Source organism: Actinomyces viscosus (assembly GCF_900637975.1).
Lineage (GTDB): Bacteria > Actinomycetota > Actinomycetes > Actinomycetales > Actinomycetaceae > Actinomyces > Actinomyces viscosus.
In genome coordinates this window covers 145,116-171,050 of sequence record NZ_LR134477.1, presented here as the reverse complement: position 1 = coordinate 171,050, position 25,935 = coordinate 145,116, and the positions used below count along the sequence as shown (strand labels likewise).

Sequence of the window (25,935 nt, the reverse complement as noted above, 5' to 3'; positions counted from 1 at the left end):
TATTCCAGGGGACACGGAGGGCGGTGGCGGCCCAGGGCCGGGAACCAGCAGGGGTGCTCATGAGGGGTCGTAGGGGGTCGAGACGTCGAGGGTTCCGTCGATGATCTGGGTGCGCAGCTCCTCGATCCGGGCCTTGACCGGCTCGGGCACCCGGGAGTCGAAGTCGTGGAAGGGGGCGGCGGCCACTCCCTGGTTCCTCAGGGTGCCGATGTAGGGCTCGGCGGAGAACCTGCCCTCGGAGGCGTCCTTGACGGTATCGAACACCGAGTTGCCGATCTCCTTGACCACGGAGGTCATGATGATGCTGCCGTCACTGGTGGAGGTGTAGCCGTCGGAGTCGACCCAGATGACGGCGTTGGAGCCGCCGGCGTCGTTGCTCTGCCTGACGGTGGACAGGGTGCCCTGGCCGACGGGGCCGGCCACGGGCATGATGATGTCGGCGCCCTGGGAGATGAACTGCTCGGTGATGGCCTGGCCCTTGGCGGCGTCGGAGAAGTTGCCGACGAAGGAGCCGCCCTTGCCGGTGGTGGTGTCCCAGCCCTTGACCTGGACGGCGGAGCCGGTGTCCTCGTTGTAGCGGGCCACGCCCTTGGCGAAGCCGTCCATGAAGATCTGGACGGTGGGCAGCGGCTTGCCGCCGTAGGTGCCCACCACCCCGGTGCGGGAGGTGCCGGCGGCGGCGTAGCCGGCCAGGTAGGCGGCCTCAGCGGTCTTGAACAGCAGGGGCTTGGCGTTGGGCAGGGTGGCGCTCTGGCCGTCGGCGCCGATAAAGGAGGCGTCGATGAGGGCGAACTGGATGTCGGGGTTGGCCTTGGCCGACTCGGTCAGGTCGGCGGCGATGTTGAAGCCGACGCCGATGACGAGCTTGCAGTTCTGCTGGATGAGTGCGTAGATGTTGGTGGCGTAGTCGGCCGAGTTCTCCGACTGCACGGCGATGGTCTTGACCCCCAGCTCCTTGCCGGCCCGGTCCAGGCCCTTCTTGCCGGACTCGTTGAAGGAGTGGTCGTCGAAGCCTCCCTCGTCGGAGAGCATGCAGGCGGTGAAGTCCTTGGCGCCCTCGAGGTTGCGGGTGGGGCGCTGCGCCGGCGGTGTCCCGCAGGCGGCCAGGACCAGGGCCGCAGTCGCACCGAGCGTCATCGCGGAGCAGGCCTTCTTCATGGAAACCTCCGTGGTTCTCGCGTGCGACGGGTGACGCATCCGGTTTCCAAGGATAGGGGAAAGCGCATGATTCTCACACCGTGCTATCCACCAGGCTCGGCTCACGATCATCTCGGTTTCACCGCGCGGGCCCGGCGCCGGGAGAATCTCTTCTTCCGGCACCGGGCCCCTGAGGGGTCCCAACGACCTGGAGGCTCTCAGCGCAGTGCCCGGCAGTTCCCGCTAGAGCAGATCCTCGCGCCCGGCCGCCTTGAGGGCGTCGACGACGCCCTTGACGTCCTGGGCGTGCTCGGGCGTGGTGACCAGGAGGGCGTCGGGGGTGTCGACGACGACGGTGCCCGGTACGCCCAGCAGCACCACCGTGCGTCGGCTCGTGGAGGCGATGAGGGCGCCGTCGGAGCCGATCACCCGGACCTCCGGGCGGAGGGCCTCGGAGGCTGAGTCGTCAGAGTCGTTAGCACTGTCAGCATCATCCGCACTGTCGACGCCGTCGAGCACCCCGGCCCCGGCAGCCGGCCCCTCGGTGCGGGGCGCGATGAGCTCGGTCAGGGCGTCGAAGCCGCCGACGTCGTTCCATCCCATGGACACGGGCACCGTGGCCACTCCCCCGGCGGCGGCCACCGGCTCGGCGATGGCGTGGTCGATGGCGATCTTCTCCAGGGCGGGCCAGCGCTCGGCCAGGACCTCCTCGCGCTCGGGGGTGTCCCAGGCGGCGGCGATGGCCTCGATGCCGGCTGCCAGCTGCGGTCTGAGGTCAGCCAGGTGGTCCAGGAGCACGCCCGCTCGGACCACGAACATGCCGGCGTTCCAGCGGTAGTCGCCGGTGGCCAGGTAGGCGGCGGCAGTAGCGGCGTCGGGCTTCTCGGTGAAGCCCACGACCTTGCGCCCGTCGGGGGCGCCGGGCACGTCGGTCGGCTCCCCGGCGTGGATGTAGCCGAAGGCGGTCGAGGGACCGGTGGCCTCGATCCCGATGGTGACCACCCAGCCCTGCTCGGCCAGCAGGGCGGCCTGACGGACGGCGTCGGCGAAGGCGGCCCGGTCGGCCACCGTGTGGTCGGCGGCGAAGGAGCCGACGACGGCGTCGCGTCCGTGGCGACGGGCGATGACGGCGGCGGCCAGGCCGATCGCGGCCATGGAGTCGCGTGGGGAGGGCTCGGCCAAGAGGTTGTCTCGCGGGATCCGCGGGAGCTGGTCGGCGACGGCGGCGAGGTTGGCGACGCCGGTGACGATGGTGGTCGTCGCGGTCAGCGGTGCCAGGCGCTCGACGGTGTCCTGCAGGAGGCTGTGGCCGGCACCGGTGAGATCGAGGAGGAACTTGGGGCGGTGGCGCCGGCTGAGCGGCCACAGGCGGGTGCCCGCGCCCCCGGCGGGGATGATGGCGTGGATGGCCGGCGCGGAGCCGCCGGAATTACCAGGAGGGTTACCAGGAGTGTCAGTCACCGCCACAGGCTATCGTCCCAGTCGGCGCTCCGAGCGCCGGCAGCACCACACGACACCAGTTTCACATACAAGTGAACACGTGCTATGTTGTGGACACTCAGAAGGACCGCATACCACGAAAGGAGCAGGCGATGACGGCCACCACACTTGCCCGCACCACCGAGCAGATCACCATCCCCTCACAGACCGCACATGACGCACGAGTCGCATCGGCCCAACACGAAGCCACCATCGTCCTGCGAACCGCAGGCGGACACGACACCCCCCTCCCCTCGTCACTGCAAGACATAATCTTCCGCGCCCTGCAAATCATCGGCGAAGGAGGCTCCGTCAGTATCGGACAGATACCAGAAGAACTGACGAGCACAGCAGCAGCCGACCTCCTGGGAGTCTCGCGCCCCACCCTTCTACGATGGAGCCGCGAAGGCAAGATCAACTCCTTTAAAGTAGGGACGCACACACGCTTCCATCTCTCGGACGTCATGAAGCTGCACAATCAGCGGGAGTCCGAGCGCCGCAAGGCATTCGAGGAACTGCGAGCCCTTGACGCCGAAGATGACTTCAAGTTCTTCAACAACTGAAACATCCACACCATAGGGGATCTGTCCACTCAAAAAGAATGGACAGATCCCCCGCACACTTGCTACGATACACCAAATGAAGACGCAGCGAGTTTTTGTGGACGCAAATATCCTTTTCAGTAAGACTTTAATGGACTGGCTTTTCTTGTTGCGCCGAGACAATTCAGGAATGTTTCAACTCATCAGCACTCACGACGTTTTCAGTGAGGTGCTCTACAATATGCGAAAAGAGAACCCTGGAGCGCCGGGATGGCTGATAAGTAGACGCTATCACATCATGAAAGACAATATGGACGACATTGTGGAAGACTTCCCAAGTGGTCTAGATTTTTCAGGTACCGACGAACGCGACTATCACGTGCATGCTGCAGCCACGTCACGGGGTGCAGACTTTATTCTCACACAAAACAAACTTTCTGATTTCACCTCAGATCCAGATAATGAAGTATATGAGATCATTACCCCTGACGATTTCTACACACTCGTAGCGGATTCCAACCCCTCCTGCCTTCTGCCCATAGTAAAGGAACAACTGAGCTACTGGCGGACGAAGCCAAACCAACGACAGTTAGACGACGCCCTTCTTCATGCCGGCTGCGCCACGTTCTCAGGGCGCATCAATAAAGTTCTACGTCAGCTCGCAATGCTACCGTGACTGCCTTACCCCACAAAGAGGCCCAGATCATTCTTCAGGGGATCGGCACCGGGGGGACGTAGTCGGGGTGCGCCGTCGGGTCCGCCTCGAGACTGCCGGTGATGGACTGACGGGGCCAGGCCAGGGTCTCGGGCACGGAGAGCGTCACGTAGTTGGGGCGCTCGCGGGCGTGGACCTCGTCGGGGTGGTCGACGTCGCGGGGAAGCGGTGGGTTGGCCATCCAGGCCGCCATGAGCAGCACGACCCGGCTGGTCAGGTGCAGCCAGAAGACGAGCACGGCGATGGCGGCGAAGGAGGCCAGCAGCGGATTGCGCGTCACCGACCCGACCGCGCCGGTTCCCAGCTGGCGCAGCACGCCCAGCGCCAGGGCCCCGAGCATGCACCCCAGTACCAGGTCGCGCCAGGGCGGGCGGATCCCGCAGATGGTGATGAGGAGCCCCAGGATGCCGGCGTCGACGAGGAAGGACAGCAGGAGCGTCGTCAGCCAGGCCCCGGTCCCGGTCAGTGACTCCGGCAGCCCCAGGGCCCGCCCGACACTGCCCGACAGCGTCGTCGTCACCACCGAGGCGACGGCGGTCACCAGCACCCCGGCCACGATGACGAGGAACCCGGCGATGTTCGCCAGCTGCCCCACAAGCGGCCGCATCGTGGGGTTGACCAGGCCGAACATGGCGCGCAGCGCGATCTTGAGGGTGCCCATGAGGCTGATGACCGAGTAGACGAGCGCACCGGCCGCCACCACCGAGCCCAGGTTGAGCGCGGAGGTGAGGGTGAGCTGGTCGACGGAGATCAGCCCCTGGCCGTCGCCGGAGTCGATGACGCCGGGCAGCAGGGAGTTGATCGAGTGGACGACGGCCGCGCGGAAGGCGGGACGGTTGCCGAGCATCGCCATGAGCAGGCTCATGCCGATGACGAGCACCGCGAAGATCGAGAACATGCCGGTGTAGGCGATCCCGCCGGCCATGAGCGCGCCGCGCGCCGTGCCGTAACGAGTCAGAGTGCGCCCGACCCTCGTGCGCCGACCGGCCGCCAGCAGCGCCTTGAGGCGTTCGATCACACCGGCACCACCGGCGTCGTCGGGTTCGCCGGCGCCGCGGGCGCCCCGTCCTCAGCGGAGACGTCGGCGGCCCCGGAGGCCAGCGAGCCCCCGAAGGCGAAGGCGGCCGCCACCTCCCAGCCCTGCCCCTGCCGGGCGGACCGGCCGAGGTGGCGGTAGAGGTGGAGCTTGGTGACGGTGAAGTCCATGGTCAGCCCCGCCCCCTTCCGGGCGGCCGTGTCGAGCCCCTCGTCGGCAACCTCGTGGGCCAGGGTCACGTGCGGATGGAAGGGGAAGCTCAGCGACCGGGCCAGGGGGCCACGACGGTCTCGAACCCGCGCCTGGAGGCTGTCGCACTCCTCGGCGCCGCTGCGCAGGCCGAGGTAGACCACCGGGCTGACGGGCCGGAAGGTGCCGACCTCATCGATGCGCACGTCGAAGGGCCGGGTCCCGGCGGCCACGTTGCGCAGGTGCCGCATGACCTCGTCGAGCGAGTCGACATCGACGGCCGTGGGCGGCAGCAGGGTGATGTGAGGAGGGACGACCTCGGCCAGGGGGTCCCCGGCGGCCTCCCGCACCGCCCGCACCTGAGCGGCGTAGTGGGAGGGCAGGGCGATGGCCACACCGATGACGCACTGGTGCGCGTCTGGTGCGGGGATCTGCATGGCTCCTGGGCTCCTACGGGACGGTTGGCTGATACGGGGTCGCAGGTCAGGACGAGCGGATGTCCTGAGGGTTACCTGAACACATTACCGCGCCGCACCCCCCACGTCCCAGCCGGGAGGCGCCGCGCGAGCGGGATAAGTCTGCCATGACCGACCGAGTGGCTGAAATGTGAACTACCACTACCCCTCCTGCTACCCCTCCTGCGCAACTCTGCGCGGTTCTGTGCGGGAACGTGCGGACATGGTGTTTTCGCCGTCGAGGTCTGGCAGACTGGCCCTATGCAGCCCGGCCCCTCAGCCTCCGCCGTCGGATCCTCCCGTCCGGCCCCGATGCTCGCCCGCCAGCGCCAGGAGCACATCCTGGAGCGGGTGGCGGCCACCGGCGGCGTCCGCGTGGCCGACGTCGTCGAGGAGCTGGGGATCTCGGAGATGACCGTGCGCCGCGACATCACCGAGCTCGTCGCCCAGGGGCTGGTTGAGCGCGTTCACGGCGGTGCGGTGGCGGCCGGTCCCACCACCCTGGAGCCCCGCTTCACCGCCAAGTCCACCCTCAACCTGGACGCCAAGCGCCGCATCGGGCAGGCCGCGGCCAGCATGGTGCGCCCCGGGGACTCCCTGGCGCTGTCGGCCGGCACCACCACCCTGGCGCTCGCCCAGGCCCTGACCGAGCTGGAGCACTTCCCCACCCTGACCGTCATCACGAACTCGCTGCCGGCCGCGCAGGTGCTCTTCGACGCGGCCGACGCCGCCCGCGCCGAGAACCGCGACGCCCCCACGGTGGTGGTCACCGGGGGCGAGCGCACGCCGTCGAACGCCCTGGTGGGACTGGTGGCCGTCGACGCGCTGCGCACGATGCGCGTGGAGTGGGTCTTCCTGGGCGCCCACGGCTTCACCCCCGAGGCCGGGCTCATGACCCCCAACCTTCTGGAAGCCTCCGCCAACCAGGCACTCGTCGCCGCCGGGCGCACGGTGGTGGCCACGCTGGACTCCTCCAAGTGGGGGGTCCTGGGGCTGCGCTCGTTCTGCGCCACCCGGGACATCGGGGTCCTGGTGACCGACGCCGAGCCCGACGCCGAGACCCTCGACGCCCTCCAGCAGGCCGGCACCCGGCTGACCATCGCCGCCTGACCCCAGCCGCTCCCGCCGATCCGCCCACTGACCGAGCACATCAGAACAACCCACTACAGGAGACCACGATGACCAACGATGCTCCCGTCTTCGCCCCTGCCATGAGCCCGAAGGAGGGCGCCGAGGCCGCGACCGCCCTGTTCCGCGAGACCTTCGAGGCCGAGCCCGACGGCGTCTGGTACGCACCCGGACGCGTCAACATCATCGGCGAGCACACCGACTACAACGGCGGCCTGGCCCTGCCCATCGCCCTGCCCCACCGGGCACACCTGGCACTGCGGCGTCGCGACGACCGCGTCGTACGCCTGGTCTCCCCCCAGACCCGGGAGGAGGTCGACGTCATGGACCTCGACACGATCGGCCCCAAGGGGACCCCCGGCGAGGTGGCGCACTGGGCGGCCTACATCGCCGGCGTCGCCTGGGCCCTGGAGCGCGACGGGTTCGAGAACCTGCCCGGCTTCGACGCCGCCCTCGTCTCCTGCGTCCCCCTGGGCGGGGGGCTGTCCTCCTCGGCGGCCCTGGAGTGCTCGGCGGCCGTCGCCATCGACGAGGTCGCGGACCTGGGACTGGCCGGGACCCCCGAGGAGCCCAACGACGCCGGACGCGCCCGCCTGGTGACCAACTGCGTGCGCACCGAGAACGAGATGGCCGGAGCCCCCACCGGTGGCATGGACCAGTCGGCCTCCCTGCGCTGCCGTGAGGGCCATGCCCTGGAGCTGGACTGCCGCGACGGCTCGGTGGCCCACGTCCCCTTCGACCTGGCCGCCGAGAACCTGGCCCTGCTGGTCATCGACACCAAGGCCAAGCACTCCCTGGACGACGGCCAGTACGGCGCCAGGCGAGCCGCCTGCGAGCGCGCGGCTCAGATCCTGGGCGTCGACCTCCTGGCCGACATCGCGATCGAGGACCTGCCGGACGCCCTGGAGCGGCTGAGCCGGGACTCGGAGCCCGCGGACGCCGAGGAGCTGGTCAAGCGCACCCGCCACGTGGTCACCGAGATCGACCGCACCCGCAAGCTGGTCGAGCTCCTGCAGGACGGACGGCCCCTGCGCGGCGAGAAGCTCGCCGAGGCGGGCCGGCTCATGGACGCCTCGCACGAGTCACTGCGCGTGGACTACGAGTGCACCTGCCCCGAGCTGGACGTGGCCGTGGAGGCGGCCCGCGCCGCCGGAGCCCACGGGGCGCGCATGACCGGTGGCGGGTTCGGGGGCTCGGCGATCGCCCTGGTGGACGCCGACGCCGTCCACGAGGTGGCCGCCGCCGTGGCCCGCGCCTACGAGCGCGAGGGCTTCAACCCGCCGGCCTTCCTGGACGCGGTCCCCTCCGCCCCGGCCGGTCGACTCGCCTGAGCAGCGCGCACCACTGACTCGCGTACCTGACGGTACTCAGCCCTCTCCAACCTCGGTTGGAGAGGGCTTTCAGCGATCATCCTCCAGGATGAGGTCGGACGAACGCCCCTGCCGTAATCTCTGACCGTATTAATCCGGATCCCGGGCTCCCCACCCGGCTCCGATTCCGTTGTCATCATGGAGGACGCTGTGAAGCGCTTCGTCTGGCCCGCCCTCAAGACCCTCATCGCGGTGATCGTCGCCGTCGCCCTGGTGAAGATCGCCTTCTTCCCCTCGCAGAACGACAGCGCGACCGCCGACATCTCCCCCGGCTACGCCGCCAACGTCAAGACCGTCGCCGTCACCACCGGCAACATCTCCAACACGGTCGAGGTCAAGGGCCGTATCGTCCAGGACGCCGCGGTCGACGTCCAGGCCGACCTGGCCGGAGTGGTGGACTCGGTCGCCGTGGAGAAGGACACCCAGGTCAACGCCGGCGAGCCGCTGCTCTACATCAAGCACTCCGAGCCTCAGAGCCCGGTGACCCGGACCGACGAGGACGGCAACGTCACCCAGACACCGGTGGCGGACAAGGTCACCTGGTCCACGATCTACGCGCCCGTCAGCGGCACCGTGACCCCCAAGGTCATCAGGCAGCAGGAGACCGGCGTCGGCGTCGTCGTGGCCACGATCGCCCCCTCGACGTACTCGGCCACCGGCACCGTCAGCGCCTCCCAGCAGTACCGGCTGACCAACGCCCCCACCGCAGCGACTCTGACGCTCGAGGGCGGCCCGGCCCCCTTCCAGTGCAACAACCTCAAGGTCGGCACCAAGTCCCCCACCTCCACGACCACCGGTGGGGACGGCTCGACGACGACCACCTCCGGGGACGGCACCAGCGTGGAGATGCGCTGCTCGGTGCCCGGCGACCAGAAGGTCTTCGCCGGCATGCCCGCCACCATCAGCGTCGACGCCGGCAGCGCCTCCGACACCCTGTTGGTGCCGGTCACCGCCGTGGAGGGCAAGGTCGGCTCGGGCTTCGTGTGGCTGGTCCCCGAGTCCGGGGACACCTCCCAGGCGGTCAGGACCGCCGTGACCCTGGGAATCACGGACGGCACGAACATCCAGGTGACCGCCGGGCTCAAGGCGGACCAGAAGATCCTCCAGTTCGTCCCCAACAAGGACACGCGCCGCACCGGGACTCCGGACACCTGCGAGTCGGACAACTCCGCCTGCTACGACGCCAACGGCAAGGAAATCCTGTGAGCGCCCTGCTGGAGCTGCGGGAGATCACCCGCACCTTCACCGTCCCCGACTCCGACCCGCTGGAGATCCTCACCGGCGTCGACCTGAGCGTCTCCCCCGGCGAGCACGTGGCCATCGTGGGGCGCTCGGGAACGGGTAAGTCCACGCTGCTCAACATCTTGGGGCTCATCGACAGGCCGACGTCGGGCCACTACACGCTCTCCGGGACCGACACCTCCCGGCTCGGGGAGAGCCGCCGCGCCCACCTGCGGGGCCGGACCTTCGGCTTCGTCTTCCAGTCCTTCAACCTCATTCCGGGACTGAGCACCACCGAGAACGTGGCCGCCCCGCTCCTGTACGACACCGGCAGGGCCTTCTGGACCCGCAGCGCGCGGGCCGCCGAGCTGCTGGAGGCCGTGGGCCTGGGAGACCGGGTCGGCTCGCCCGTCGGGCGCCTGTCGGGCGGCGAGCAGCAGCGGGTGGCCATCGCACGGGCCCTGTCCCGCCGGCCCAGCGTCATCCTGGCCGACGAGCCCACCGGCGCCCTCGACGTCGACACCGGCAACTCGGTCATGACGCTCCTGGAGCGCCAGTGCGCCGAGAACGGCGCCGCCCTCATCATCATCACCCACGACCTGGCCGTGGCCGGCCGCGCCCACACCCAGTACCGGCTCGACCACGGCACGCTCACCCCGATCTCTGTCACGCGCCGACAGATCGGCAGCCTGGAGGAGTTCGGTGAGGTCGTCGCGCCTCAGTCCTCCCCCAGCCCGACCGTCCCCACCAGCCACCAAGGAGCCTCATGAACGGCATTCTCACCGGATTCTTCGGTGCCATCGTCGAGGCCTGGGCCCAGCTGCGCATCGGCAAGCTGCGGGTTCTGCTGTCCCTGGTGGGCGTGGCGGCGGCGGTGGCCGCCATGACCTTCGTCATCGCCCTGGGCCAGGTCTCCGTCAGCGCCATCAACAAGGTGGGTGAGAAGTACACCGGCCGGCAGGGCACGGTGACGATCAACGTCAACCCCACCGGCAAGGGCCTGAGCCAGGCGGTCCAGGCCGACGACGCCCCCGAGGCGAGCGCGGACGCGAGCGCCGGCAGCGGTGCAAGCGGCAGCGGGGGCTCAGCGGGGTCGGGCTCCTCGGGAGGCTCGACGGGCGGCACCGGCGGCCAGGGGACGAGCACCACGACCAGCGCAGCCACCTCCGCGAGGATCTCGGGGGCGATGAGCAGCTTCGTCGAGCGCTACGACGTCGCCTCCTGGGCAACGACCTACACCTCCAACGTCCGCTTCTCCTTCCCCGACGGGGCCCGGTCCGTCTCCACCCAGACCGTGAGCCTGAGCTACGGGCTCCTGCACCACAAGACCGTGGCCCAGGGCCGCTGGTTCACCGCGCAGGACGAGGACGACCTCTCCCCGAGCCTGGTGGTCACCCAGGGCTTCCTCGACCAGATGGGGATCAAGCAGTTCACGGGACCGGTCACCATCACCTCCTTCTCCCCCGTGCAGACGTCCTTCACGATCGTCGGCGTGCTGGAGCCGGAGAACCTCTCCCTCCTCGGCTGCACCGGTGACCCCGAGCAGGACAAGGACCTGCCGTGCACCCAGCCCGTCAGCGCCTTCGCCCTCAACACCCCCTACGAGAGCTGGCTGCCCAAGGACGCCGATCGGCCCTCCCCCACGCTGGAGGTCTGGGCCGGCAAGAGCGGCGCCAAGGAGGTGGCGAACCTGGCCAAGAAGGACCTGGACGCCCGCTTCGGCCAGGGCTCGACCCAGACCTCGGACAACCTCCAGGGCAGTAACCTGAACTCCAGCGCGGACACCTTCACCAAGGTGGTCACGGCCGCCGGCGTCTTCGTCATGCTGCTGGGCGCCCTGAGCCTGGTCAACATCTCCCTGGTGACGGTGCGCCAGCGCATCCACGAGATCGGGGTGCGACGATCCTTCGGGGCCACGAGCCGGCGCATCTTCTTCTCCATCATGCTGGAGTCGGTGGTGGCCACGGTGGTCGCCGGCGTCGTCGGCATCGGGATCGCGATCGTGGGGATGCGCATCATGCCGCTGAGCGCCTTCCTGGGCATCCCGGTGACCACGACCCCGCCCTTCCCCATGATGGCAGCCGTCATCGGCCTCATCGCCGCCACGGCCGTGGGCGCCCTGGCGGGCATCATCCCGGCGATCGTGGCCACCCGCATCCGGCCGATCGACGCGATCCGCTACTGACGGACCGGCGGGGGCCGGGAGCGCTCAGGCTCCCGGCCCCCGCCGTCTGTCAGAGATCAGTGCTGGTCAGCTGTACTCGATGACGAGTGGAGCATGATCGGACCAGCGCGAGGCGTAGTCGGGGGCGCGGTCCACCGCCACGCTGCGGGCACGCTCGGCCAGGTCGGGGGTGATGACCTGGTAGTCGATCCTCCAGCCGGCATTGTTGTCGAATGCCTTGCCGCGCTGGGACCACCACGTGTAGGGCCCCTGCTCCTCGGGCCCCACGAGGTGACGCGAGGCGTCCACCCAGCCGGTGGAGAACCAGCCCTCCAGGTGGGCGATCTCCTCGTCCATGACACCGGCGATCTTGTTGTGGTTGGGCTTCCAGTTCTTGATGTCGCGCTCGGAGCGCACCACGTTGAGGTCCCCGGCCATGAGGACCTGGGGCCCGCCGTCGCGGCTGGCGGCCAGGAGGTCGGCCATGCGGGCGTCGACGAGCTCGAGGTGGGCGTACTTCTGGTCCATCTTCTCGGTGCCGAGCTGACCGGAGTGGAGGTAGGCGGAGACGACGGTGAGCCGCTCGACGCCGTCGAGGCCGGTGAGCGTCAGGTCGGCCTCGAGCCAGCGGCCGGAGTCGACGTCGGGCTCCTCGGTACCGGGCGCGGCCACACCGTAGCGCAGCTCGCCGAGAGCGGCGGGGCCGCCGTCGCGCACGGCGATGCCCACGCCGGCGCGCCCCTTGATGCGGCAGGGCCAGATGGCGGCCTCGTAGCCGGGCAGGAGGTCGGCAGCGATCTGCTCGTCGGCGCGGACCTCCTGGAGCAGAAGGACGTCGGGGGCGGAGGCGGTGAGCCACTCCCCCATGCCTTTGCGGGCTGCGGCACGAATGCCGTTGACGTTGACGGTGGCGATACGCATGGCGGCAAGACTACGCGGTCGGCCCCGGGCCTGAGACGATAGGGCCATGAACGACGCCGGAACGAAGGTGAGAACCGTTCACGTGCTGGTCCACGGCACCGTCCAGGGGGTGGGCTTCCGCTACCACTGCGCCTACACCGCCCAGGAGCTGGGCGTGGTGGGCCAGGTCCGCAACCTGCCCGACGGCGACGTCGAGGTCCTGGCCCAGGGTGAGCCCGACGCGGTGGCCCGGCTGATATCGTGGCTGAGACAGGGACCACGGTGGGCCTCGGTGAGGTCGGTAACTGTCACCGACCTGCGCGCCGGTCGCCTGGAGAACCGTCGGTTCGAGATCGCCGGATGAGAGGAGCAGGCCATGACCGCCGAGGACGATTCAGAGTCCCGTAGCCGGCGCCGAATCTGCTTGTGGCTGATCGTCGTCGTCATCGCCGCGATCTTCCCCGTTCTGGCTCAGACATCGATTCTGGCCCGCTTCGCCACCGTCCTGTGGCTGGCCTCAATGCCGTTGTGCGTCCTGGGCTGCGCCATGCTGGCCAGGGAGGCGGCACTGCGCCACGCCTCCAAGCAGGACCGGGACGACTGAGCCACCACCAGCAGCTGACACCGACAAGCACTGACGGGGCGAGTGAAGAGAGCTTCACTCGCCCCGTCAGGCGTGCGGGCGCGATGGGACGCGACCCAGACTGTCGGTGCCGGGGACTCAGTCGGCCTCGGAGCCGGCCAGGCGACGGCGACGCATCATGAGCGCCACGCCACCGCCGGCCAGAAGCAGCAGGGCGACAACCCCCAGGAAGAGGGCCTGGGTTCCGGTCAGGGGCAGACCGGCCACTGCGCTCTTCGTTCCCGCGGTGGGCGAGGCGGCGCTGTAGTCGGTGACGCCCGGCTTGCCCTGGCCAGGAGGAGTGGTCGAGCCGTTGCCGGCCCCGTTCGACCCGTTGGAGCCGTTGGACCCGTTCGAGCCGTTGCCGGACCCGGGGATGTCGCAGGTGCCGGCCTTGGCGGTGCAGGGCTCAGTGATCTGCTTGTCGGTGAAGCCCAGCCCCTGGGTGCGCAGCAGGACGGTGGAGTCGAGCTGGCCGTCCTGGGCGTCGGCGATGGCCACGCGCACGTGCACCGTCTGCCCCGAAGTCACCGCGGCCTGGCAGGGAAGGGCCGAGGTGTAGCCGTTGAACTCCACCGGGATCTGGCCGGGCGTGTGACCCGAGACGTTGGCGGTGTAGTAGTCGGCGTTCGAGGACTCATTGATCGTGGAGGCGCTCACTGCGGTCTGGGTGCCGGGCACGTAGGCGCACTCGGTGCCGTTGACCTGGATGCTCAGCGGGTCCTTGTAGCCGCGGGACTGCCAGGAGGCCGGAGTGCCCTCGGTGGCGCCGGCGTACTCCTCGGAGCCGAGGCTGTAGTAGAGGACGACGTTGGAGCTGGTGGCGGTCACGTCGAACTCCAGGACGGCTTCGTCGTAGACGTCGGTGCCGGCCACCTGGCCCAGGCCCGCCGGGTCCTCGACGGCCCCGAAGTCACCGGTGGTGTCGAGGGCGTCGTTGGGGCCCAGGACCGCGGAGCGGGTGAAGTCGACGTCGGAGTCGGCGGTGGGGTCGGGGTCGATGAGCGAGCCGGTGGACAGGGCGACGCCCTCGGTGATGGCGTTGCCGTCGCCCGGCAGGCCCTTGACGGTGCCGACCTGGACGTCCTTACCGGAGACGGACGCGTTGGTCACGGTCGCGTTCGGACCGGCGATCATCTGGGCCAGGGACTGGGGGCTCACCGTGGAGGCGTCACGCAGGGAGGTGGTGGACTGCCCCGCGGTGTTCGACGTCGGGGCGGCCACCGCCGTACCGGCGGCACCGAGGGCGAGCGCAGCCAGAAAAGCGGTTGTTGGTGCGGTTAACCGTCGCAGACGGATGGGAAGGATACTCACAGGATCTCCGTTAGACACGGGGCCGCCCGGCATCGGGCGACCACCTGAACCGACAGGCTCGGGAGACCAGGCAGCTCACGGAGAACGTATTCAAGACTAACCGGCCAGTAACCGGGAGTCATGTGGGGTATATCACCGGCAACGCCTGAAACCTCAATAATCCCTGGAAGTGCGGGGTATGCGTCTTTCGTAGGAGGTCCACGGAATTGAATGGACGGCCCAAAGGCCTGTGCCCCGAACTTCGAGTTCCCCTAAGGTAGGGAGTGGGAGATCAAGAATATCGGCTCACGGCGCACTGACACCCTTATCCCTCATGAGTAAGGACAGTACGGACAATGACCGTGACACACACTTCGTTCCGCGCTCGTCGCAGACGACTGGCCGCGGCGCTGGCGCTCGGACTCCTGGTGGCCGGGACCGGAACCACCGCGCTGGCAGACGAGACCCCCTCCCCCGAAGCCAGCGCCTCCGCCGAGGCCTCCCCCGAGGCGGGCGCCGACCAGAACGCCGCCGCTGCCGATCAGGGGCAGGCGGGTCAGGCCGACCAGAACGCCGCCGCCGATCAGGGCGCCGCCGCCCAGGACGCGAACGGATTCAAGGCCGACAACCCCGGCTGGGCCAACGCCACCAAGCACACCGGTGCGGCCCACGGGGTCGAGGAGGACTACACCGCCAAGTGGACCCGCGCCGACGCGATGCAGATCCAGCGGGTCTCCGACCCCAACGCGGCGTCGGGCACCAACTCGATGCCCGAGCAGACCACGATGCCGGAGATCTCCAACGGCTTCCCGGCCACGAGTGACGACGTGTGGGTGTGGGACACCTGGACGCTGACCGATGACGCCGCCCACCAGATCTCCTACAACGGCTGGGAGATCGCCTTCTCCCTGGTGGCCGACCGGCACGCCGGCTACACCTTCGACGACCGTCACACCCACGCGCGCCTGGGCTTCTTCTACCGCAAGGCGGGCACGCAGACCTCGTCGGCCGACGGCGCGAACAGCTCCAACGGCGGCTGGATCTACGGCGGCCACGTCTTCCCCGACGGCGCCTCCGGCTCGATCTTCGAGGACCAGAGCTTCACGGCCCAGACCGAGTGGTCCGGATCGGCCCGCCTCATGGAGGGCAACAAGATCCGCATGTTCTACACCTCGGTGGCCTTCTACAACACCACCACCGGCGGCAGCGGTGACGGCGGAGGCCAGGCCGACAACAACAACGGCACCTCCAAGCCCTACGACCCGCGGATCGTGCAGTCCGAGGGACGCATCTACGCCGACGAGAACGGTGTGTGGCTCACCGGTTTCCGCACCCAGCACCAGCTGCTCGTGCCGGACGGCAAGTACTACCAGACCCGCGAGCAGAACCCGGGCGTGAACTTCCGCGACCCCTTCACCTTCCGCGACCAGAACGCCCCCTCCGACCCCACCGAGTACATGGTCTTCGAGGGCAACTCGGCCTACGTGCGTGAGCAGCAGTACGTCGACGCCGCGGCCAAGGCCGGCCAGAACACCACCCTGGCCACCTGCACCGAGGAGGACCTGGGCTACGAGAAGGGCGATCCCAAGGCCGAGACGGTCGAGTCGGTCAACCAGCGCGGCGCCTACTACCAGCTGGCCAACGTGGGTCTGGCCCGGGCCAAGAACAAGGCGATGACCGAGTGGGAGTACCTGCCGCCGCTGCTGAGTGGTAACTGTGTCAACGACCAGACCGAGCGGCCTCAGATCTACTTCCAGGACGGCAAGTACTACCTGTTCACGATCTCGCACCGGGAGACCTACGCCGACGGCCTCCAGGGCCCCGAGGGCGTCTACGGGTTCGTGGGCGACGGGCTGCGATCGGACTACAAGCCGCTCAACCAGGGCACCGGTATCGCGCTGGGCAACCCGATCAACCTCAACTTCAACCCGGGCAAGCCGTACTCGCCCGACTGGAACCAGAGCCCGTACACCTTCCAGTCGTACTCGCACTACGTGATGCCGGGCGGCCTGGTGACGTCGTTCATCGACTCCATCGGCGGCAACCATGACAACAACCCGGTGCGCGGAGGATCACTGGCTCCGACGGTGAAGATCAACATCTCCGGGGACACCACCTCGGTGGACCGTACCTACGGGACCAACGGTCTGGGAGGGTTCGGGGACGTCCCCTCGGACCGGGCCCGTACCAACGGCGGTGACACCCGCCCGCAGCGCCTGAGGTAGGCCAGGCGGACCGGGCGCCACTGCTCAGAGCGACCCGAGAACGCCGCCCAGATGATGGTGGGGGCCGTCGGAACACTGGTTCCGGCGGCCCCCACCCGTCGTCGGGTCTGCCTCTGCTGCGCGCATCAGCGCGGCTGCGCACCTACACGGCGGCCGACAGCGGGGTGAGGCTGCCCGAGGTGATCGTGGCCGTGCCCGTGGCGCCCAGGACGATCTCCTGGCAGCCGGGGTCGGTGAAGACCAGGAGGCTGCCGACCGTGGCGCCGTCGTCGACGAAGACCTCGAGGCTGGAGCGGTCGAGGTAGAGGTGCAGGCGCACCGTCGAGCCGGTGGGGTGGTAGGCGACCTCGCGGCGCAGGGCGAAGTCGGTGGTGGTGCCCTCGTCCTTGCCGTCGATCTGCTTCAGCCCGCCGTTGGTGCGGTCCAGGTAGAAGGTGCCGGCCGAGACGTTGACGCCGACGCGCACCTCCTGGAGAGCGCCGTCGACCTCCCCTCGGGCCAGGCCCAGCCAGGCCTCGGAGGCCTTGGAGACGTCCAGGGTCAGGTCGATCTCGACCGTGCGGCCCTTGCCCAGGTCCGTCACCGCGGAGCCGGTGCTGCCTGTGGCGGCGAGGCCGCCGAGGTCGGTCGCCTTGCCGCGCAGCGCGTCGAGCTCGGGGACGGGCTTCTGGACGAGGGTGCGCTTACCGTCGGCAGTGGTCAGGGACAGCTCGCGCGGGATGCTCATCTCACCGTGCCAGTCCCCGGTGGGAAGCGAGTAGGGGTAGTTCCAGTTGCCCAGCCAGGCCATCCACACGCGGCGGCCCTCGATGTGCTCGAAGCTCTGGGCGGCGTAGAAGTCCTGGCCGGCGTCGGTGAAACGGGTCTCGCGGTCCTCGGGGAAGAAGACGGATCCGTCGAAGTCGCCGATGAAGTACTGGGCGGTGGAGCCGGCCGTCTCCTCGTTGGCGCCCACCGAGAGGGTCATGACCCAGCGGGTCCTGCCATCGCTGGTGTCGGTCAGGGGGAAGAGGTCGGGGCACTCCCACACGGCGGCGTGCGAGCCGATGTCCTGGCCGAAGTCGCTGGCATGGCTCCAGGTCTTCAGGTCGGTGGAGCGGTACAGGGAGACGTGGTCACCGGCCGAGACGATCATGACCCAGGCCTTGGAGTCCTCGTGCCAGAAGACCTTGGGGTCGCGGAAGTCCTTGCGCCCGTCGTTGGGGATGACGGGGTTGCCGGAGAAGCGCTCCCAGGAGCGGCCCCGGTCGGTGGAGTAGGCCAGGGACTGGGCCTCACCGTCCTCGGTGGAGGTGTAGACGGCCACCATGCCGCCGCCCTTGACCAGGCCGGAGGTGTCGGCGCCGTCGACGACGCAGCTGCCGGACATGGCCAGGCCCTGCGAGTCGTGCTCCAGGGCCGTGCCCATGCGCTTCCAGTGCACCATGTCCGTGCTGACGGCGTGGCCCCAGGTGCCGTCCTGCTGGTGGAAGAGGTGGTACTCGCCCTCGTAGAGGACCAGGCCGTTGGGGTCGGCGAGGTTCCCCCTGGCTGGGCTGTAGTGGTAGGCGGGGCGGTAGGCGGCCGAGGCCTCCGAGTCCGTGGAGGTGGGGCTCGGAGTGCTTCTGCGCCCCGACGAGCAGCGCACCAGGATCGCTCCCCCCACGACGAGGGCACCAGCGCCGGCCGCGCCCAGCAGCAGGGTCCGACGCCGCAGGCCGGACCGGCCGGGCTCGTCAGGGGACGCACCCGGCTGAGTCGGCTCGGACTGCGGGGAGTCGGCCGACTCAGCCGAGTGACTGCGCTGGTGGGGCTGGGAGGGGCTGGCGCCGTGGGACTCGTCCGTCATGGCCTCAAGGTTATCGGCCGGTCAGGCGAGCGGCGACACGCCTCAGAGCGAGCGCTCCGCGGTCTCGACCACGTTGGCCAGCAGCAGGGCCCGGGTCATGGGGCCCACGCCGCCGGGGTTGGGTGAGAGCCAGGAGGCGACCTCGTCGACGCCGTCGGCGACGTCACCGGCGATGCGGCCCTTACCGGTGGCGGGGTCGACGACGCGCGAGACGCCCACGTCCAGGACGATCGCCCCGGGGGCCACCATCTCCGCGGTGATGATGCCGGGGCTGCCGGCCGCCGAGATGACGACATCGGCCCGGCGCACGTGGTCGGCCAGGTCCGTGGTGCCGGTGTGGCAGATGTCGACGGTGGCGTTGACGTCCTTGCGGCCCAGGAGCAGGCCGATGGAGCGGCCCACCGTGACTCCGCGGCCGACGACGCACACGTTGCGACCGGCCAGGTCGATGCCGTGGCGCTCCATGAGCTCGATGCAGCCGCGCGGCGTGCAGGGCAGGGGTGAGTCGATGGGCCCCGAGGCCCGCAGCACCAGGCGCCCCAGGTTGGTGGGGTGCAGGCCGTCGGCGTCCTTGGCCGGGTCGACGCGCTCCAGGATGGCGTTGGTGTCAATGCCGGCCGGCAGCGGGAGCTGGACGATGTAGCCGGTGCAGGCGGGGTCGGCGTTGAGGCGGTCGACGGCGGCGGCCACCTCGGCCTGGGTGGCGGTGGCCGGCAGGTCCTCACGGATGGAGACGATGCCGACCTCGGCGCAGTCGGAGTGCTTGCCGGCCACGTACTTGACGCTGCCGGGGTCCTCCCCCACCAGGACGGTGCCCAGGCCGGGGACGACGCCGCGCTCGCGCAGCGCCGCCACCCGGCCGGCGAGCTCGGCCTTGAGAGCGGCGGCCGTGGCCTTGCCGTCCAGGACCCGGGCGGGTCCTCCCCAGGGGGCCCTCACTGGGCCAGCCCCGGGTAGAGGGGGAAGGCGTCGGTCAGGGCGCGCACGCGACCGCGCAGGGCCGCCAGGGTCTCGTCGTCGGCGGTGCCGGCGGCGCCGTGGATGAGGGTGGCGGCGATGATGTCGGCGACCTCGGTGAACTCGGCGTCACCGAAGCCGCGGGTGGCCAGGGCGGGGGTGCCGATGCGCAGGCCGGAGGTCACGCGCGGGGGGCGCGGGTCGAAGGGGACGGCGTTGCGGTTGACCGTGATGCCTGCGGTGTGGAGGAGGTCCTCGGCCTGCTGGCCGTCCAGGGAGGAGTCGCGCAGGTCGACCAGCACCAGGTGGACGTCGGTGCCGCCGGTGACGAGGCTGACGCCGGCCGCGCGCACGTCGTCGGCCCCGAGGCGCTCGGCGATGATGGCGGCGCCGCGCACGGTGCGCTCCTGGCGCTCACGGAACTCCTCGGTGCCGGCGATCTTCATGGCCACGGCCTTGGCGGCGATGACGTGCATGAGGGGACCGCCCTGCTGGCCGGGGAAGACGGCGGAGTTGAGCTTCTTGCCCCACTGCTCGGCGCGGCTGGACAGCAGCATGCCCGAGCGGGGTCCGCCCAGGGTCTTGTGGACGGTGGTGGACACGACGTCGGCGTGCGGGACGGGGTTGGGGTGCAGGCCCGCGGCCACGAGCCCGGCGAAGTGGGCCATGTCCACCCACAGGGCGGCACCGACCTCGTCGGCGATGGCGCGGAAGGCCGCGAAGTCGAGGTGGCGGGGGTAGGCGGACCAGCCGGCGATGATGACCGTGGGGCGCTCGCGCAGGGCGGCCTCGCGCACCTGGTCCATCTCGATGCGCATGGTGGTCTCGTCCACGCCGTAGGCGGTGGCGTTGTAGTTCTTGCCGGAGAAGTTGATCTTCATGCCGTGGGTGAGGTGGCCGCCGTGGGCCAGGGACAGGCCCAGGAGGGTGTCACCGGGGGTGGCCAGGGCGTGGAGGACGGCGGCGTTGGCCTGGGCACCGGAGTGGGGCTGGACGTTGGCCCACTCGGCGTCGAAGACGGCCTTGGCGCGCTCGATGGCCAGGGACTCGGCGACGTCGACGACCTCGCAGCCGCCGTAGTAGCGGCGTCCGGGGTAGCCCTCGGCGTACTTGTTGGTCAGGACCGAGCCCTGGCACTCCAGGACGGCCCGGGGAACGAAGTTCTCCGAGGCGATCATCTCCAGGGTCTCGCGCTGGCGGGCGAGCTCTCCGGTGAGGACCTCTGCGATATCGGGGTCGAGCTCGGCCAGCGGCTGGTTCAGGGACGGGGTGACGGCTTGCGCGGTCATGTCTCTCCTCAGGTGTGGGGCGCACGCTGCGACGTAGCCGGCTCAGGTGCGCGCACTGGTGGGCGATCCGTGGCCCAGGCGGGCGACCCCGGAGTCGTGTTCGTGCCGCTCCCCGGTGGTGATCCACCCGGCGCCAGTCGCGACGGGCATAGCCTATCGCGCCGGGCCGGGGCCGCGTCACACGAGTCTCCCGCCTCGGGACCGAACGGTCAGCTCTCCGGGCTCCCCTGGCCGAACCAGTCGCTCAGACCGTCGTCGGCGCCGATCCAGGCCAGGGCCTGGGCCATCTCCTCGGGGCGCAGGAGGATGCGGGCGAAGGCGCGCCGCACCTGCTCGCGCATGTCCTCGTCCCCGACGCCGGTGACCACGAGGTGACAGCGGGGCTCGCCCGAGGCACCGCCGTCGATCCCGCCACCGACGCCGACGACGTCGCCTGACGGACCGGTCGGGACCTCCGCCCAGGTTCCGGCGTCGCCGACGCTGAGGGCGCCTCCGACGACCTCCCAGGTGCAGACCCGGCCGGGGCGGCTGGGCAGCCAGAAGCAGCCGCGGGCGCACAGGCCCTGGCCGGCGAGGTCGACGACGAGGGCCCGCAGACGTCCGGGGTGGAAGGGCAGGGCGGCGCTGAGGTCGAGGGTCCACACGCCGTGGTCGTCGGGGCCGCCCCAGGCGCTGGTGGTGGCCGGGTGGATGCGGCTCAGGGAGGCGCGGACGTCGTGCGTGAGACCGGTGAGGGCCTCCAGGAGGGGCGCGTCGAGGCCGGGGAGCAGCAGCGCGTCGTGGGGGCGCAGGTGCTCGATGAGGTCGGCCCCGGCGGGGTCCTCGTCGCGCCCCAGGGCCAGGACGACGTCGGCGTAGCCGAGGTTGGCCAGGTGGACGGCGCCGGCGCAGCGGCAGTCACCGGGGAAGGCCGTCAGCAGGCGGTGCTCGAGGAGCTCGTCGCAGGCGGTGGTGGCGTCCAGGACGTGGGCGGCCCCGGCCAGTCTCACTTCGGTGCCGGTCAGGTCCTCGGCCAGATGAGGCAGGAGGTGGGCGAGCTCGATGGCCGCCGGCAGGAGGATGACGGTGGTGCCGCCCGGGTCCTGGGCCGCCCGGTCCTCGGCGACGGCAACCAGCACCTCGCGCAGGGAGCAGGTGGGGCAGGTCAGAGGCATGGGGACGTCGAGACGGACCGGGTCGTCGTCGAATCCGTCGGCCGAGCTGTGGCTGACGAGGCGGACGAAGTCGTCGTCACCGCCGTCGTCACCGCCGTCGTTACCGTCGTCCTCATCGCCGTCGTCGCCGAAGTGGAGACCGGCGCGGATGACGACGGCGCCCTGGCCGGCCAGGGAGAGGTCGACCAGGTCCAGCAGGGCGGGGTCGACGGCGCCGATGACGGCCAGGGCGTGCCGGTGGTCGGCTTCGGTCTGGTCGTCGGGGCGGTCGAAGAGGTCGGCGGCGAGGTCATCCGAGGGATCGATCACGTGGTCCTCCAGCAGAGTTGACGAGATTGAGAATCATTATTATATCATGCTCGTCATGACCACCTACTGCCAAGTCACGGGAGCCCGGCCGGTCTTCGGCCGGTCCGTCTCCCACTCGCACCAGCGCACTCCCCGGCGCCGGAACCCCAATCTGCAGCGCAAGCGCTACTGGGTGCCGTCACTGGGACGCACCGTGCGCCTGACGGTGTCCGCCAAGGGCATCCGCACGATCGACAAGCTGGGCATCGACGTCGTCGTGGCCCAGATGCTCGCCCGCGGGGAGAAGCTGTCATGAGCGGAGCCAAGGGCGGCAAGGACCTGCGGCCGATCATCAAGATGGTCTCCACCGCGGGGACGGGCCACACGTACGTCACCCGCAAGAACCGCCGCAACACCCCCGACCGGCTGGTGCTGCGCAAGTTCGATCCGGTGGTGCGCCGGCACGTGGAGTACAAGGAGTCGCGCTGATGGCCAAGAAGTCCAAGATCGCCGCCGAGCTGAGGCGCCAGGACGTGGTGGCGCGCTACGCCGAGCGCCGGGCCGAGCTCAAGCGCGCCTCGGTCAACCCTCACCTGAGCCAGGCCGAGCGCGATGAGGCGATGGCGGCGCTGCACGCGCTGCCCCGGGACGCCTCCCCCACCCGCCTGCGGCGGCGCGACGCGGTGGACGGGCGCCCGCGCGGACACCTGCGCGTCACCGGGACCTCCCGGGTGCGTTTCCGCGAGATGGCGCTGCGCGGTGAGCTTCCGGGCATCGTCAAGTCCTCCTGGTAGCCATCCCGCCCGCCGCCCAACCACTCACGCACAGTTCAAGGAGCTTCCATGCGCCCTGGGATCCACCCCAGCTACCAGCCCATCGTCTTTCGCGACAAGTCCGCTGACTTCGCCTTCCTGACCCGCTCGACCCTGACGTCGTCGGAGACCATCGAGTGGGAGGATGGCAACACCTACCCAGTCTACGACGTCGAGGTCTCCAGCGCCTCGCACCCGTTCTGGACCGGCCAGGGCAAGATCCTGGACACGGCCGGCCGGGTGGAGAAGTTCGAGCGTCGCTACGGCAAGCGCACGCGCTAGCCCCGCAGGCACGGCGGCCCCACCGCCGCAGTGCCCCACGTCCACTCGCAACACAGAAGGAAGGAGAGGAACCACCCATGAAGGTTCGCGCCTCGATCCGGTCCCTGGCCAAGCAGCCGGGGTCCAAGGTGGTCCGACGCCGCGGTCACACCTACGTCATCAATAAGAAGAACCCCCGTCTCAAGGCCCGTCAGGGCTGACGGCCAGGTCCACCTCCGCAAGGGGCGGGATGCGCGACAACGCGCATCCCGCCCCTTCCTTTCCTCAGCATCGACCCCAGTCGCCGAAGAATGGCGGCACTTCAATCACAATCAGCCTCACCCTGCAACGACGCGGGAAACCGATGAGGCGGAAGCACCTGTGAACCTCACCGCCAACTAACCGGAAATATTCACGTAACACGTAAGGCGTTGCCTATAAGCGTCCGTCACACGCGGACAAGCTCGCGCTTATGCGCCCGCTCCGAACCGTCTCTGGGAGAGTCCCGATGCACCTCACCCCGCGTGAGCAGGAGAAGCTACTCATCGTCGTCGCCGCAGACCTGGCACGAAGACGCAAGGACAGAGGGATCCGGCTCAACCACCCCGAGGCAGTCGCGTACATCACCGCTGAGATCCTCGAAGGAGCTCGAGAGGGGCGCACAGTCACGGATCTCATGGCCTACGGGACCACCCTGCTGACCTACGACGACGTCATGGAGGGAGTCCCGGAGATGATCCGCGCGGTCCAGGTGGAGGCGACCTTCCCCGACGGAACCAAGCTCGTCTCCGTCCACGACCCGATTCGCAGGAGGCTGCCATGATCCCGGGAGAGTACCGGCTCGCGAGCGGCACCATCACCATCAACGAGGGTCGCCCCACCCTCACCCTCGACGTCCTCAACACCGGGGACCGTCCCATTCAGGTCGGTTCGCACTTCCACTTCGCCGAGGTCAACTCCGCACTGTCCTTCGACCGACAGGCCGCTCGCGGTTTCCGCCTCGACATTCCGGCCGGAACCGCCGTTCGCTTCGAGCCGGGCGACTCCAGACCAGTCCACCTGGTGGCGCTGGCGGGAGCACGAAGGGTCTTCGGGCTGGCAGGCGAGACGAACGGCCCCGTCCAGGGCTGAGAGCACAGGAGCACATCATGAGCAAGGAACTCAGCCGTCGGGAGCACGCCGCTCTGTACGGCCCCACCACTGGGGACGCCGTCCGCCTGGCCGATACCGGCCTCTTCGCCCAGATCGAGCGGGACCTGACCCACCGTGGCGACGAGGCCGTCTTCGGAGGCGGCAAGGTCATCCGCGACGGCATGGGCCACAACGGCCAGCGCACGCGAGACGAGGACATCCCCGACACCGTCATCACCAACGCGATCATCATCGACCACACCGGGGTCTACAAGGCCGACGTCGCCATCCGCGACGGCGTCATCAGCGCTATCGGCGCCGCGGGCAACCCGGACATCATGGACGACGTCGATATCGTCATCGGCACCTCCACGGAGGTGATCGCCGGCGAGCACCGCATCCTGACGGCCGGAGGCATCGACTCCCATATTCACTTCATCTCCCCCACCCAGGTCGCCACCGCCCTGGCCTCGGGCGTGACCACCATGATCGGAGGAGGGACAGGACCCGCCGACGGCACCAACGCCACCACGATCACTCCCGGGGCGTGGAACCTGGCCCGTATGCTCCAGGCGGTCGAGGACTTCCCCATGAATATCGGCCTGCTGGGCAAGGGCCACGCCTCGGCCCGGGAGCCTCTGGCCGAGCAGCTGCGCGCCGGTGCGGTCGGCTTCAAGATCCACGAGGACTGGGGTGCCACGCACGCCGTTATCGACGAGGCGCTCAAGGTCGCCGACGAGTTCGACGTGCAGGTCGCCATCCACACTGACACGCTCAACGAGTGCGGTTTCGTCGAGGACACCCGCCGCGCGATCGGCGGACGGGTCATCCATACCTTCCACACCGAGGGCGCCGGCGGTGGCCACGCCCCCGACATCATCACCCTGGCGCAGGACCCCAACATCCTGCCGTCCTCGACCAACCCGACGCTGCCCTTCACGCGCAACACCGCTGAGGAGCACCTCGACATGCTCATGGTGTGCCACCACCTCAACCCCGCCATCCCGGAGGACGTCGCCTTCGCGGACTCGCGCATCCGCCCGGAGACGATCGCGGCCGAGGACGTTCTGCACGACCTGGGCGTGTTCTCGATGACGTCGTCGGACTCCCAGGCCATGGGGCGCGTCGGTGAGGTCATCATCCGCACCTGGCAGGTGGCCGACCAGATGAAGAAGGCGCGCGGCAAGCTCGCCGGGGACCCGGAGGACGGCGACAACCTGCGCATCAAGCGCTACGTGTCGAAGTACACGATCAACCCGGCCCGAGCCAACGGGATCGCCGAGGTCGTGGGCAGCGTGGAGGTGGGCAAGTGGGCCGACCTGGTGCTGTGGGATCCCGCCTTCTTCGGGGTCAAGCCGTCTCTGATCCTCAAGGGGGGTCAGATCGCCTCCGCGGTCATGGGCGACGCCAACGCCTCGATCCCCACCCCCGAGCCCACGCTCATGCGCACCATGTTCGGCGGCCACGGAGCGGCACCGGCGTCGAACTCGATCACCTTCATGTCCCAGGCGGCCATCGATGCGGGAGTGCCCCAGAGCCTGGGGCTGCGCAAGAAGGTCTGTCCGGCCCGCGGGGTCAGGCGGCTGACGAAGGTGGACATGGCCTTCAACGACGCCACTCCGGCGCTCACCGTCGATCCCGAGACCTACGAGGTCACCGTCGACGGCGAGAAGGTCACCTGCGAGCCCGCCGAGGTCCTCGCCATGGCCCAGCGCTACTTCCTCTTCTGACCACTCATC

At 69.5% G+C, this 25,935-nt stretch carries 28 protein-coding genes and 1 riboswitch; of the genes, 18 read left to right on the top strand and 10 right to left on the bottom strand.

Going from position 1 to position 25,935, the window contains the following annotated elements; all coding sequences use genetic code 11:
• Positions 1-57: 57 nt before the first annotated feature.
• Positions 58-1,158: a BMP family lipoprotein gene (locus EL340_RS00825; protein ID WP_126413014.1), complete on the bottom strand. Its 1,101-nt coding sequence runs from the start codon at positions 1,156-1,158 to the stop codon at positions 58-60.
• 222 nt (positions 1,159-1,380) lie between these two features.
• Entirely contained in the window at positions 1,381-2,604 is a 1,224-nt protein-coding gene (locus EL340_RS00820; RefSeq protein WP_126413013.1) for a mannose-1-phosphate guanylyltransferase, read from the bottom strand.
• Positions 2,605-2,729: 125 nt separating this feature from the next.
• Here EL340_RS00820 and EL340_RS00815 point away from each other — a divergent pair, with 125 nt between their 5' ends.
• Both EL340_RS00815 and EL340_RS00810 read left to right on the top strand, forming a co-directional pair.
• Complete coding sequence (locus EL340_RS00815; RefSeq protein WP_126413012.1) at positions 2,730-3,179, top strand: helix-turn-helix domain-containing protein; 450 nt, start codon at positions 2,730-2,732, stop codon at positions 3,177-3,179.
• Positions 3,180-3,255: 76 nt separating this feature from the next.
• Positions 3,256-3,834: a PIN domain-containing protein gene (locus EL340_RS00810; RefSeq protein WP_126413011.1), complete on the top strand. Its 579-nt coding sequence runs from the start codon at positions 3,256-3,258 to the stop codon at positions 3,832-3,834.
• Between the two features lie 34 nt (positions 3,835-3,868).
• Here EL340_RS00810 and EL340_RS00805 read toward each other — a convergent pair whose 3' ends face one another.
• Both EL340_RS00805 and EL340_RS00800 read right to left on the bottom strand, forming a co-directional pair.
• The gene (locus EL340_RS00805) at positions 3,869-4,891 is read right to left on the bottom strand and encodes a YihY/virulence factor BrkB family protein (RefSeq protein WP_126413010.1); all 1,023 of its coding nucleotides are present in this window, start codon (positions 4,889-4,891) and stop codon (positions 3,869-3,871) included.
• Positions 4,888-5,535, bottom strand: coding sequence for a 2'-5' RNA ligase family protein (locus EL340_RS00800; protein ID WP_126413009.1), 648 nt, complete (start codon positions 5,533-5,535; stop codon positions 4,888-4,890). The genes EL340_RS00805 and EL340_RS00800 overlap by 4 nt, the downstream gene beginning before the upstream one ends.
• Positions 5,536-5,865: 330 nt before the next feature.
• Here EL340_RS00800 and EL340_RS00795 point away from each other — a divergent pair, with 330 nt between their 5' ends.
• The 5 genes from EL340_RS00795 (at position 5,866) to EL340_RS00775 (ending at position 11,457) form a co-directional block, all read left to right on the top strand.
• A complete protein-coding gene (locus EL340_RS00795) occupies positions 5,866-6,663 on the top strand; it encodes a DeoR/GlpR family DNA-binding transcription regulator (RefSeq protein ID WP_126415240.1) in 798 nt (265 codons plus the stop codon).
• A 68-nt stretch (positions 6,664-6,731) separates the two neighbouring features.
• Positions 6,732-8,012 carry a galactokinase gene (galK, locus tag EL340_RS00790; protein ID WP_126413008.1) on the top strand — a complete coding sequence of 427 codons (1,281 nt, stop codon included), beginning with the start codon at positions 6,732-6,734 and terminating at the stop codon, positions 8,010-8,012.
• 177 nt (positions 8,013-8,189) lie between these two features.
• Positions 8,190-9,257, top strand: a complete 1,068-nt coding sequence (locus EL340_RS00785; RefSeq protein WP_126413007.1) for a permuted SH3 domain-containing protein — start codon at positions 8,190-8,192, stop codon at positions 9,255-9,257.
• Entirely contained in the window at positions 9,254-10,042 is a 789-nt protein-coding gene (locus EL340_RS00780; protein ID WP_126413006.1) for an ABC transporter ATP-binding protein, read from the top strand. The genes EL340_RS00785 and EL340_RS00780 overlap by 4 nt, the downstream gene beginning before the upstream one ends.
• On the top strand, positions 10,039-11,457 hold the full coding sequence (locus EL340_RS00775; protein ID WP_126413005.1) for an ABC transporter permease: 1,419 nt from the start codon (positions 10,039-10,041) through the stop codon (positions 11,455-11,457). The genes EL340_RS00780 and EL340_RS00775 overlap by 4 nt, the downstream gene beginning before the upstream one ends.
• A gap of 66 nt (positions 11,458-11,523) precedes the next feature.
• Here EL340_RS00775 and EL340_RS00770 read toward each other — a convergent pair whose 3' ends face one another.
• Positions 11,524-12,357 carry an exodeoxyribonuclease III gene (locus EL340_RS00770; RefSeq protein WP_126413004.1) on the bottom strand — a complete coding sequence of 278 codons (834 nt, stop codon included), beginning with the start codon at positions 12,355-12,357 and terminating at the stop codon, positions 11,524-11,526.
• A gap of 46 nt (positions 12,358-12,403) precedes the next feature.
• Here EL340_RS00770 and yccX point away from each other — a divergent pair, with 46 nt between their 5' ends.
• The gene (gene yccX / locus EL340_RS00765; protein WP_126413003.1) at positions 12,404-12,700 is read left to right on the top strand and encodes an acylphosphatase; all 297 of its coding nucleotides are present in this window, start codon (positions 12,404-12,406) and stop codon (positions 12,698-12,700) included.
• Positions 12,701-12,712: 12 nt separating this feature from the next.
• Complete coding sequence (locus EL340_RS00760; RefSeq protein WP_126413002.1) at positions 12,713-12,940, top strand: hypothetical protein; 228 nt, start codon at positions 12,713-12,715, stop codon at positions 12,938-12,940.
• A gap of 117 nt (positions 12,941-13,057) precedes the next feature.
• On the opposite strand, the gene EL340_RS00755 is transcribed toward EL340_RS00760, so the two are convergent.
• The gene (locus EL340_RS00755; protein WP_126413001.1) at positions 13,058-14,272 is read right to left on the bottom strand and encodes a choice-of-anchor L domain-containing protein; all 1,215 of its coding nucleotides are present in this window, start codon (positions 14,270-14,272) and stop codon (positions 13,058-13,060) included.
• Between the two features lie 335 nt (positions 14,273-14,607).
• On the opposite strand from EL340_RS00755, the gene EL340_RS00750 reads away from it, so the two are divergent.
• Entirely contained in the window at positions 14,608-16,476 is a 1,869-nt protein-coding gene (locus EL340_RS00750) for a glycoside hydrolase family 68 protein (RefSeq protein WP_126413000.1), read from the top strand.
• 142 nt (positions 16,477-16,618) lie between these two features.
• On the opposite strand, the gene EL340_RS00745 is transcribed toward EL340_RS00750, so the two are convergent.
• From EL340_RS00745 to EL340_RS00730, 4 genes are all read right to left on the bottom strand, one after another.
• Positions 16,619-18,304, bottom strand: coding sequence for a glycoside hydrolase family 32 protein (locus EL340_RS00745; RefSeq protein ID WP_126412999.1), 1,686 nt, complete (start codon positions 18,302-18,304; stop codon positions 16,619-16,621).
• 42 nt (positions 18,305-18,346) lie between these two features.
• Positions 18,347-19,243 carry a bifunctional methylenetetrahydrofolate dehydrogenase/methenyltetrahydrofolate cyclohydrolase gene (locus tag EL340_RS00740; RefSeq protein ID WP_126412998.1) on the bottom strand — a complete coding sequence of 299 codons (897 nt, stop codon included), beginning with the start codon at positions 19,241-19,243 and terminating at the stop codon, positions 18,347-18,349.
• Entirely contained in the window at positions 19,240-20,550 is a 1,311-nt protein-coding gene (gene glyA, locus EL340_RS00735; protein ID WP_021607082.1) for a serine hydroxymethyltransferase, read from the bottom strand. The genes EL340_RS00740 and glyA overlap by 4 nt, the downstream gene beginning before the upstream one ends.
• A gap of 65 nt (positions 20,551-20,615) precedes the next feature.
• A riboswitch (ZMP/ZTP riboswitch) is annotated at positions 20,616-20,701 on the bottom strand.
• A 58-nt stretch (positions 20,702-20,759) separates the two neighbouring features.
• On the bottom strand, positions 20,760-22,013 hold the full coding sequence (locus EL340_RS00730) for a GTP-binding protein (protein WP_126412997.1): 1,254 nt from the start codon (positions 22,011-22,013) through the stop codon (positions 20,760-20,762).
• A 55-nt stretch (positions 22,014-22,068) separates the two neighbouring features.
• Here EL340_RS00730 and rpmB point away from each other — a divergent pair, with 55 nt between their 5' ends.
• The 8 genes from rpmB to ureC all read left to right on the top strand — a co-directional run bounded on the left by rpmB (position 22,069) and on the right by ureC (position 25,926).
• Entirely contained in the window at positions 22,069-22,308 is a 240-nt protein-coding gene (rpmB, locus tag EL340_RS00725; protein WP_164719323.1) for a 50S ribosomal protein L28, read from the top strand.
• Positions 22,305-22,481 (top strand): 50S ribosomal protein L33, encoded by a 177-nt coding sequence (rpmG, locus tag EL340_RS00720; RefSeq protein WP_003782014.1) that lies wholly within the window; start codon positions 22,305-22,307, stop codon positions 22,479-22,481. Before rpmB ends, rpmG begins: the two co-directional genes overlap by 4 nt.
• Positions 22,481-22,786: a 30S ribosomal protein S14 gene (gene rpsN, locus EL340_RS00715; protein WP_126412995.1), complete on the top strand. Its 306-nt coding sequence runs from the start codon at positions 22,481-22,483 to the stop codon at positions 22,784-22,786. Before rpmG ends, rpsN begins: the two co-directional genes overlap by 1 nt.
• A 48-nt stretch (positions 22,787-22,834) precedes the next feature.
• The gene (locus EL340_RS00710) at positions 22,835-23,086 is read left to right on the top strand and encodes a type B 50S ribosomal protein L31 (RefSeq protein WP_003782049.1); all 252 of its coding nucleotides are present in this window, start codon (positions 22,835-22,837) and stop codon (positions 23,084-23,086) included.
• Between the two features lie 77 nt (positions 23,087-23,163).
• Entirely contained in the window at positions 23,164-23,286 is a 123-nt protein-coding gene (gene ykgO, locus EL340_RS00705; protein ID WP_003782012.1) for a type B 50S ribosomal protein L36, read from the top strand.
• A gap of 287 nt (positions 23,287-23,573) precedes the next feature.
• The gene (locus tag EL340_RS00700) at positions 23,574-23,888 is read left to right on the top strand and encodes an urease subunit gamma (RefSeq protein WP_003782040.1); all 315 of its coding nucleotides are present in this window, start codon (positions 23,574-23,576) and stop codon (positions 23,886-23,888) included.
• Entirely contained in the window at positions 23,885-24,196 is a 312-nt protein-coding gene (locus EL340_RS00695; RefSeq protein ID WP_003781975.1) for an urease subunit beta, read from the top strand. The genes EL340_RS00700 and EL340_RS00695 overlap by 4 nt, the downstream gene beginning before the upstream one ends.
• A 17-nt stretch (positions 24,197-24,213) precedes the next feature.
• On the top strand, positions 24,214-25,926 hold the full coding sequence (ureC, locus tag EL340_RS00690) for an urease subunit alpha (protein ID WP_126412994.1): 1,713 nt from the start codon (positions 24,214-24,216) through the stop codon (positions 25,924-25,926).
• Positions 25,927-25,935 lie beyond the last annotated feature (9 nt).

Bases quoted from the DNA above. Each gene is read 5' to 3' on its own strand.
- EL340_RS00825 (WP_126413014.1), bottom strand. From the start codon at position 1,158: ATGAAGAAGGCCTGCTCCGCGATGACGCTCGGTGCGACTGCGGCCCTG.
- EL340_RS00815 (WP_126413012.1), top strand. From the start codon at position 2,730: ATGACGGCCACCACACTTGCCCGCACCACCGAGCAGATCACCATCCCC.
- EL340_RS00810 (WP_126413011.1), top strand. From the start codon at position 3,256: ATGAAGACGCAGCGAGTTTTTGTGGACGCAAATATCCTTTTCAGTAAG.
- EL340_RS00800 (WP_126413009.1), bottom strand. From the start codon at position 5,535: ATGCAGATCCCCGCACCAGACGCGCACCAGTGCGTCATCGGTGTGGCC.
- EL340_RS00795 (WP_126415240.1), top strand. From the start codon at position 5,866: ATGCTCGCCCGCCAGCGCCAGGAGCACATCCTGGAGCGGGTGGCGGCC.
- galK (WP_126413008.1), top strand. From the start codon at position 6,732: ATGACCAACGATGCTCCCGTCTTCGCCCCTGCCATGAGCCCGAAGGAG.
- EL340_RS00785 (WP_126413007.1), top strand. From the start codon at position 8,190: ATGGAGGACGCTGTGAAGCGCTTCGTCTGGCCCGCCCTCAAGACCCTC.
- EL340_RS00775 (WP_126413005.1), top strand. From the start codon at position 10,039: ATGAACGGCATTCTCACCGGATTCTTCGGTGCCATCGTCGAGGCCTGG.
- EL340_RS00770 (WP_126413004.1), bottom strand. From the start codon at position 12,357: ATGCGTATCGCCACCGTCAACGTCAACGGCATTCGTGCCGCAGCCCGC.
- yccX (WP_126413003.1), top strand. From the start codon at position 12,404: ATGAACGACGCCGGAACGAAGGTGAGAACCGTTCACGTGCTGGTCCAC.
- EL340_RS00760 (WP_126413002.1), top strand. From the start codon at position 12,713: ATGACCGCCGAGGACGATTCAGAGTCCCGTAGCCGGCGCCGAATCTGC.
- EL340_RS00750 (WP_126413000.1), top strand. From the start codon at position 14,608: ATGACCGTGACACACACTTCGTTCCGCGCTCGTCGCAGACGACTGGCC.
- EL340_RS00745 (WP_126412999.1), bottom strand. From the start codon at position 18,304: ATGACGGACGAGTCCCACGGCGCCAGCCCCTCCCAGCCCCACCAGCGC.
- glyA (WP_021607082.1), bottom strand. From the start codon at position 20,550: ATGACCGCGCAAGCCGTCACCCCGTCCCTGAACCAGCCGCTGGCCGAG.
- rpmB (WP_164719323.1), top strand. From the start codon at position 22,069: ATGACCACCTACTGCCAAGTCACGGGAGCCCGGCCGGTCTTCGGCCGG.
- rpmG (WP_003782014.1), top strand. From the start codon at position 22,305: ATGAGCGGAGCCAAGGGCGGCAAGGACCTGCGGCCGATCATCAAGATG.
- rpsN (WP_126412995.1), top strand. From the start codon at position 22,481: ATGGCCAAGAAGTCCAAGATCGCCGCCGAGCTGAGGCGCCAGGACGTG.
- EL340_RS00710 (WP_003782049.1), top strand. From the start codon at position 22,835: ATGCGCCCTGGGATCCACCCCAGCTACCAGCCCATCGTCTTTCGCGAC.
- ykgO (WP_003782012.1), top strand. From the start codon at position 23,164: ATGAAGGTTCGCGCCTCGATCCGGTCCCTGGCCAAGCAGCCGGGGTCC.
- EL340_RS00700 (WP_003782040.1), top strand. From the start codon at position 23,574: ATGCACCTCACCCCGCGTGAGCAGGAGAAGCTACTCATCGTCGTCGCC.
- EL340_RS00695 (WP_003781975.1), top strand. From the start codon at position 23,885: ATGATCCCGGGAGAGTACCGGCTCGCGAGCGGCACCATCACCATCAAC.
- ureC (WP_126412994.1), top strand. From the start codon at position 24,214: ATGAGCAAGGAACTCAGCCGTCGGGAGCACGCCGCTCTGTACGGCCCC.